This is a genomic window from Phenylobacterium sp. (assembly GCF_036402295.1).
Classification (GTDB): Bacteria; Pseudomonadota; Alphaproteobacteria; order Caulobacterales; family Caulobacteraceae; genus Phenylobacterium.
This window is the reverse complement of the sequence record NZ_DASWTE010000400.1, coordinates 1-3,404: the sequence shown is the minus strand read 5'-3', so window position 1 is coordinate 3,404 and position 3,404 is coordinate 1. Positions and strand designations below refer to the sequence as shown.

Sequence of the window (3,404 nt, the reverse complement as noted above, 5' to 3'; positions counted from 1 at the left end):
GGCCGCCGCAAGATCATGCCCAGCGTCAGCCCCAACAAGACCTGGGAAGGCTTCCTGGGCGGCTGGATCCTGACCGCCGCCCTGATCGTCTTCGTCGCCCCCTACTTCACGCCGCTCGAAGGCGTCGGCCTCTGGACGGTGGCGATCGCCCTGCCGCTGGCCGGCTTCGCGGGCGACGTCACCATGTCGGCGGTCAAGCGCGACATCGGCGTGAAGGACACGTCCCACTTCATCCCGGGCCATGGCGGGGTGCTGGACCGCGCCGACAGCCTGGTCTTCACCGCGCCGCTCTACTTCCATCTGATGGCGTTCTTCGCGCTCGACATCTACTGAGGCGCATGGGCTTCCTCCGCCTGATCCTGCTCCTGCTGGTCGCCAAGCCGCTGGCGCGCATCCTGACCGGCGCCGACGTGGAGGGCCGCGAGCATCTGCCCGCGAAGGGCCCCGCGATTGTCGTGGCGAACCACAACAGCCACGTCGACACCTTCCTCTTGCTGACCATCTTCCCGGCCCGGACGATCCGCCACGTACGCCCCGCCGCGGCGGCCGACTACTTCCTGGCCAACCCAGTGATCGGCTGGTTCTCGCGCAACATCATCGGGATCGTGCCGGTCGAGCGGAAGAAGGTGGGCCGCGACTTCGACGTGCTCGCGCCCGCCCGAGCGGCGCTGGCTCAGGGCGACATCGTGGTGATCTTCCCGGAAGGCACCCGCGGCGACGCCTCCGAGCACATGGCGCCCCTGAAGAGCGGCGTCGCCCGCCTGGCCGAAGCGTTCCCCGACGCGCCGGTCGTGCCGGCCTGGATCGCCGGCGCCGGCCGGGTGCTGCCGAAGGGCGAGGGCGTGCCGGTGCCCATGAGCTGCAGCGTCCACGTCGGCCCGCCGCTTCACTGGACCGGCGATCGCCACGCCTTCATGGACGAGATCCGCGCCGCCCTCGAAACCCTGCGCGACCAGGCCCCGCCCCTCCACTGGCGGGACCCGGAACCGGTCACCGAAGACTAGGCCGCCGCCGCCGCGTACTGCTCCCAGAACCCCTCCGCCGACTCGGTCTGCTCGACGACGTCCACCCACAGGCCCGACGGGTCGTGGAAGCCGAAGCGTTTCTGGCCGAACGCCTCCTGGGTCAGCGGGAGCGTGATCGGCAGGCCCGCCGTCACCGCCTCCGCATGCGCCGCGCCGGCGTCCTCCACCTGCAGCTCCAGGCACATGCCCTCGCCCGGGAATGTCTCCGGCCCCGGCGGGCTCGAGGGATGGTCCGGGTGCATGAACGCCAGGCTCGCGCCCTCGGCCTGCAGGTAGACGAACCAGCTCGCCTCGAACACGACCTCGAATCCCAGCCGGCGCCAGAAGTCGCGGCATTCGAAGAGCTTCGGCGTCACGATAATCGGGTAGCGGTCGACGAAGCGCATGGCGGCCTCCTTGTCGGCGTTCGCGAAACATCATAATCTACAGACTGTCTGTATGTAAATGGATCGCCGATGCCCCCGAGAGGCGCCCACGCCGAGCGCACCCAGAAGAGCCGCGAGGCCCTGACGGCCGCCGCGGCGCGCCTGTTCGCCGAGCAGGGCTACGCCGCGACCAGCACCGAGGCCGTGCTGGCGGCCGCGGGCCTCACCCGTGGCGCGCTCTACCACCACTTCAAGGACAAGCGGGACCTGTTCGACGCCGTGTGCCAACGGCTGCACGCCGAGACGGCAACGGCCCTGCTGGAGGCTGCGGAAGCCCAGCCCGATCCCGTCGACGGCCTCATCGCCGGCTGCCTCACCTTCGTCGACCAGGTGGCTCGCCCCGAGGCCCGCCGCATCCTGCTGGTCGACGGCCCCTCGGTGCTCGGCTGGGAGCGCTGGAACGAGATCGACCGCGCCCACGGCTTCGGCCTCCTCGTGGACGGCGTGCGCGAGGCGGTGGCCGCCGGCGCGCTCGCCGCCGACCCAGAGGTGCTGGCCCACCTGCTCAACGGCGGCCTCAACCAGGGCGTTGTCTGGGCCGCCCAGTCCGGCGATCCCACGGCCATGGCCCGGCTCAAGGCCGGCTTCGTCCAGTTGATGGAAAGCCTGCGCGCCAGAACCTGAGCGGTGCGACCGAGCCTGCCGTAGAGTCAGCTTCCCGACCCTTGCGTCCACGTGCAACAGTCTCCACCATTGGGTGCAGAGCGCAATCAGTGGGTGAGTAGCGTGAAGGCGTCTGGCGGCCACGTCCTGATCATCGAGGACGAACCGGTGATCGCGCTCGAACTCGAGGCGCTGTTGTCCGACATGGGCTTCGACACCTTCGACATCGCCGACTCGCCGGAGGACGCCCTGGCCTGCGCCAAGGCCACCCGGCCGGACCTGATCACCGCCGACTACCGCATCACCGGCGGCACCGGCGTCGCCGCCGTCGAGATGATCGCCGCCGCCGTCGGCGAGCAGCGGGTGATCTATGTCACCGGCAACGCGGGCCAGTTCGATCCGGGCGACCACGCCGTGGTCGACAAGCCGATCCTGCCGGGCGCCCTGGCGCGGGCCTGCGAACGGGCCTTCCGCGAGGCTGGCGCTGCGCCGCCGAGCGGCTAAGTTCGGCCTCGTTTTCGGGGGTTTCAGCATGATCCGGTCCGCCGCCGCCCTGGCGCCCTGCCTTGGGGCGCTCACACTGGCCGCAGCCGCCGGCCCGGCGCTCGGCCAGCCGATCAGCCCCTACGCCTCGGCCGGCGAGCAGCAGGCGGCCATGAGCGACGGGCGCGTCACCTCCGAACAGCTCGTCCGCGCCTACCTCGAGCGCATCGAACGCATCGACCGCGCGGGGCCCAAGTTGAACGCGGTGCTGGCGCTCAACGCCAACGCCGTGGCCGACGCGCGCCGGCTCGACGCCGAACGCAAGGCCGGCAAGGTCCGCGGGCCGCTGCACGGCGTGCCGGTGCTGCTGAAGGACAACATCGAGACCGCCGAGGGCACGACGACCGCCGGCTCCCTGGCGCTCGTCGCCAACGCCACCCGCCGCGACGCGCCGATCGTGAAGCGTCTGACCGACGCCGGCGCGGTGATCGTCGGCAAGACCAACCTCTCGGAATGGGCCAACTTCCGCTCGACCCGCTCGATCAGCGGCTGGAGCGCCGTGGGCGGCCTGGTGCGCAACCCCTATTCCCTCGACCGCACCGCCTGCGGCTCGTCCTCGGGCTCCGGGGCGGCCATCGCGGCGGGCCTCGCGGCCATCGCCATCGGCACCGAGACCGACGGCTCGGTCGTCTGCCCGGCGGCCATGAACAGCGTCGTGGGCCTGAAGCCCACCGTGGGCCTCGTCTCGCGCACCCACATCGTGCCGATCTCGCCCGAGCAGGACACCGCGGGGCCCATGACCCGCACCGTCGCCGACGCCGCCGCCGTGCTCGCCGCCATCGCCGGCTCCGACCCGACCGACGCGGCG

General features: G+C 71.5%; 6 protein-coding genes. 5 read left to right on the top strand and 1 reads right to left on the bottom strand.

Annotated features, from left to right (window positions below; genetic code table 11):
- On the top strand, nt 1-333 hold a 333-nt coding region (locus VGD44_RS23180; RefSeq protein ID WP_331090750.1), incomplete at its 5' end, for a phosphatidate cytidylyltransferase.
- Between the two features lie 5 nt (nt 334-338).
- Entirely contained in the window at nt 339-1,004 is a 666-nt protein-coding gene (locus tag VGD44_RS23175) for a lysophospholipid acyltransferase family protein (RefSeq protein ID WP_331090749.1), read from the top strand.
- Here the strand turns inward: VGD44_RS23175 and VGD44_RS23170 are convergent.
- Nucleotides 1,001-1,411: a VOC family protein gene (locus VGD44_RS23170; protein ID WP_331090748.1), complete on the bottom strand. Its 411-nt coding sequence runs from the start codon at nt 1,409-1,411 to the stop codon at nt 1,001-1,003. The two genes, VGD44_RS23175 and VGD44_RS23170, sit on opposite strands and share 4 nt — an antisense overlap.
- Before the next feature lie 69 nt (nt 1,412-1,480).
- Here VGD44_RS23170 and VGD44_RS23165 point away from each other — a divergent pair, with 69 nt between their 5' ends.
- The 3 genes from VGD44_RS23165 to VGD44_RS23155 form a co-directional block, all read left to right on the top strand.
- Nucleotides 1,481-2,074 (top strand): TetR/AcrR family transcriptional regulator, encoded by a 594-nt coding sequence (locus VGD44_RS23165; RefSeq protein ID WP_331090747.1) that lies wholly within the window; start codon nt 1,481-1,483, stop codon nt 2,072-2,074.
- Between the two features lie 102 nt (nt 2,075-2,176).
- Nucleotides 2,177-2,557 carry a response regulator gene (locus VGD44_RS23160; protein WP_331090746.1) on the top strand — a complete coding sequence of 127 codons (381 nt, stop codon included), beginning with the start codon at nt 2,177-2,179 and terminating at the stop codon, nt 2,555-2,557.
- 28 nt (nt 2,558-2,585) lie between these two features.
- Nucleotides 2,586-3,404: amidase family protein (locus VGD44_RS23155; RefSeq protein ID WP_414694715.1), on the top strand; the 819-nt coding region annotated here is incomplete at its 3' end.

Coding starts and splice junctions, on each gene's coding strand:
- VGD44_RS23175 (WP_331090749.1), top strand. CDS start 339: ATGGGCTTCCTCCGCCTGATCCTGCTCCTGCTGGTCGCCAAGCCGCTG.
- VGD44_RS23170 (WP_331090748.1), bottom strand. CDS start 1,411: ATGCGCTTCGTCGACCGCTACCCGATTATCGTGACGCCGAAGCTCTTC.
- VGD44_RS23165 (WP_331090747.1), top strand. CDS start 1,481: ATGCCCCCGAGAGGCGCCCACGCCGAGCGCACCCAGAAGAGCCGCGAG.